A 3,747-nucleotide genomic window follows, 5' to 3' on the forward strand; every position below is an offset into this window, starting at 1 on the left:
GCGTCGGCGCGAGACGGGGCTCCCGCTGTCCCAGCGGCGGGTTCACCCGCTCCGGCTCGACCCGCCCCAACGCGACGAGGCCCGGCATCCGCCGGGCCTCGTCGCACTTCCGCACTTCCGCACTTCCGCACTCACGCACTCACGCACTCACGCACTTCCGCACTCACGCACTTCCCTCCACGGGGTAGATGCTCGTCTCCAGCAGCCGGCCCACGCGCTCCAGCAGCAGCTCGGGGCTGAACGGCTTCTCGATGAAGTCCGTCCCGGGCTCCAGCGGGCCGGCCGTGCGGGCGGCGTCGCGGTCGTAGCCGCTGATGAACAGAACGCGGATCCCCGGCCGCTCCGCCATCAGCCGGCGGGCCAGGTCGCTGCCGTTCATCCGCGGCATCACCAGGTCCGTCACCAGCACCTGGATGGTGCCGCTGTGCTGCCGGCTCAGCGCCATGGCCTCGGCCCCCTCCGCCGCCGTGAGCACGTCGTATCCACCCCGCGTGAGCACCCGCTCGGCAATCCGCCGCACCGTTTCCTCGTCCTCCACCAGCAGCACCGTGCCGCGGCCCCGCGCCCGCGCCAGGGGCACCGCGGGAAGGTCCTCGTCCTCTTCCGAGCCCCGCGCCACGGGCAGGTACACCCGCACGCGCGTGCCCCGGCCCGGCTCGCTGTCGATCCACACGTAGCCGCCGCTCTGCTTGACGATGCCGTACACCATCGACAGCCCCAGCCCCGTGCCCTTGCCCGTGGGCTTGGTGGTGAAGAACGGCTCGAACGCCATCTCCAGCGTGGCCACGTCCATCCCGTGGCCCGTGTCGCCCACCTCCAGCAGCACGTACTCGCCCGGCACCACGTAGGCGTACTTCTTCCGCAGCTCCGGCCCCAGCTCCATGTTGACCGTGCACAGCATGACCACGCCCCCGTCGGGCATGGCGTCGCGGGCGTTCACCACCAGGTTCATGATGACCTGCTCCACCTGCGCCGGGTCCGCCCGCACGCGCCGCAGGTGCGGGTCCAGCCGTGTGGCCAGCTCCACGTCCTCGCCCAGCAGCCGGCGCAGCATGCGCTGCATCTCCGACACGCTCTGGTTCAAATCCAGCAGCCGCGGCTGCAGCACCTGCCGCCGGCTGAACGCCAGCAGCTGCCGCGTGAGCGCCGCCGCCCGGTCGGCCGCGCGGCGGATCTCCTCCACGTCCTCGCGCGACTGCGAGTCCGGCGGGATGTCGGCCAGCAGCAGCTCGGCGTTGCCGCGGATGGCCGTGAGCAGGTTGTTGAAGTCGTGCGCCACGCCGCCCGCCAGCCGCCCCACGGCCTCCATCTTCTGCACCTGCAGCAGCTGCTGCTCGCTGCGGCGCAGGGCCTCCTCGGCCTCGCGGCGCTCCGTGACGTCGCGCGAGTTGACGACGATGCCGCCCACCGCCGGCTCGTCGATCAGGCTGGTGGAGACCGTCTCCAGCATGCGCCACGAGCCGTTGCGGTGCCGCACGCGCAGCTCGGCCAGCTTGGGGCGGCCCGGCTCGGCGATGGCCCGCTCGAACAGGTCCAGCATGGTGGGCACGTCGTCGGGGTGCACCAGCTCGCCCAGGTAGGTGCCGGCCAGCTCCGTGCGCCCGTAGCCCAGCACGCGCTCCACCGCGGGGCTGGTAAAGCGCAGGTCGCCGTCCCGGTCCACGATGCTGATGACATCGCGGCCGTGCTCCAGCAGGCTGCGGAACTCGCGCTCGCGCAGCCGCAGGGCCTCCTCGGCCTCGCGGCGCTCGGAGACGTTCTCCACCATGCCGATGGCGTAGTGGGGCGCCCCGTCCGCGCCGCGGATGAGCGACATGGATAGCATGCCCGACACCACGCTGCCGTCGCGGCGCACGTAGCGCTTGGGCACCTGGTAGTGGGCAATGTCGGCCGCCACCAGGTCGCCGAACAGCTCCCAGTCCGTCTCCAGGTCGTCCGGGTGCGTGACGGCGCTGAAGATGGTGCGGGCCAGCTCCTCCTCGGAGTAGCCCAGCATCTCCTGGAAGGTGGCGTTGGTGCGCACCATGTAGCCGGCCATGTCCAGCAGCGCCATGCCGATGGGCGCCTCCTCGAACACGGCGCGGAACTGCGCCTCGCCGGCGCGCAGGGCCTGCTCCACGGCCTTGCGCTGCGTGACCTCGAAGACGTAGCCCTCCAGCCGCACCTGGCCCTCGCCGTCCAGGACGGGGCGGCCCTGCTCCGTCACCCAGCACTCCTTGCCGTCGCGCCGCAGCAGGCGGTACTCCACCTCGAAGACGGCGTCGCGCCGCACGGCGGCCTGCACGCTGTGCCATAGCTGCGCCCGGTCGTCCGGGTGCACCAGGTCGCCGTACGCCACGCGGGCGTTGCCCACCAGCTCCTCCGGCCGGTAGCCCGTGATGGCCTCGGCGCCCGCGCTGGCGAACTCCAGCGTCCAGCGGGGCTCGTTGTGGCAGCGGTACGCCATCCCCGGCAGGCTGCCCAGCACCGTCCGCGTGTCCCGGCCGTCTCCGCCGGCGACACGGAACGCACGGACCTCGCGGGCGGCGTACCGCGCGGCGCGGCGCAGCAGGGCGGGGGAAAGCTCGTCCGCGGCGATGACGTCCGCCGCCCCCGCCGCGCGCCCCGCCGCCTCGCGGGCGTCGTCCACGTCGTCCGCCAGCAGCAGCACGGGCGCGGATCCGCCGGCGCGGGCCAGGTCCAGCCCCGCGTCCCAGTCCGCCACGCCCGCGTCCCACCCGCCGGACGCCAGCAGCGCCGCGGCCTGCGCCACGTCGGGGACGTGCCGCGCCTCCACGCCGCGCGCGCCCTGGAGCAGGGCGGCCGCGCGCTCCGCGAGGGGGCCGTGTCCCGCCAGGAGAACTCGGACGGTCTCGTGCATGCGGTGGGGGCGTCAGGCGCGAAAGGAGATGGTGTGGCTCGACCGGCAAGGTCCGGCAGATGATCCGTCGGGCCCCAGGGCGTGGCAATCGGACGGCTCAACCGGCGCGCCTGTGTCCGCAACTTAATCGCTCGCCCTCCGGCCGCAACATCGCGGAACGTTCACACGCGGCCTGGGGATGCGCGCGGCCGGGCCCCCGCGCGCCGTCTGCGTTCCAGGTACGGGAGGATGGGCGGATTCGGATCGCATTCGCCCCCTCCGCCCGCGGCGCATCCAGCCGATGACTGATTCGCGCCGGTCCCCTTTTACGCGCCGCGCTCCATCTCCGACGCGATCTCGCCCCCCAGGAGGATGACGAGCGACGTCACGTACATCCACAGCAGCAGCACGATCACCGTCCCCAGCAGCCCGTACGTGGCGCTGTACGAGCCGAAGCGGGACATGTACATCCGGAACGCCAGCGACGCGAGGACGAAGAGGACGGCGACGAGGGCGGATGCCTTGAGCAGCGTGCCTTTGCAGCCGCGCTGGTCCTTGTTGGGAAGGACGTAGTAGATCAGCCAGAAGGTGGCGGTGATGAGGCCGAAGCCCAGCGGCACCTGCAGCACGCCCCACACCGTCTGCCCCACGCTGCCCAGGCCCAGCGCGTGGGCGATGGCGCCGCCGCCCAGCAGCACGGCGCTGCCGCCCAGGAACAGCACGGCGCACGCGGCCAGCATCCCCACGGCCACCAGCTTCTTCCTGACGAACGAGCGCTCCGCCGTGATGCCGAACGCGTCGTTCAGCGTGTCTTCCAGCGCCGTGAAGACGTTGGAGCCCGCCCACAGGGCCAGCAGCAGGCCCACGGACAGGGGCCCGGGCGCGTCGCGGTGCACGATGTCCGTCAC

The 3,747-nt window shown here is 72.7% G+C and carries 2 protein-coding genes; both read right to left on the reverse strand.

Annotation, left to right across the window (positions count from 1 at the left end; all coding sequences use genetic code 11):
• Window positions 1-163: 163 nt before the first annotated feature.
• Window positions 164-2,860, reverse strand: coding sequence for a PAS domain S-box protein (locus tag VFZ20_RS19275; protein WP_329685562.1), 2,697 nt, complete (start codon window positions 2,858-2,860; stop codon window positions 164-166).
• Between the two features lie 305 nt (window positions 2,861-3,165).
• On the reverse strand, window positions 3,166-3,747 hold a 582-nt coding region (locus VFZ20_RS19280), incomplete at its 5' end, for a YihY/virulence factor BrkB family protein (protein WP_329685563.1).

This window comes from Longimicrobium sp. (genome assembly GCF_036280135.1).
Taxonomy (GTDB): Bacteria; Gemmatimonadota; Gemmatimonadetes; order Longimicrobiales; family Longimicrobiaceae; genus Longimicrobium.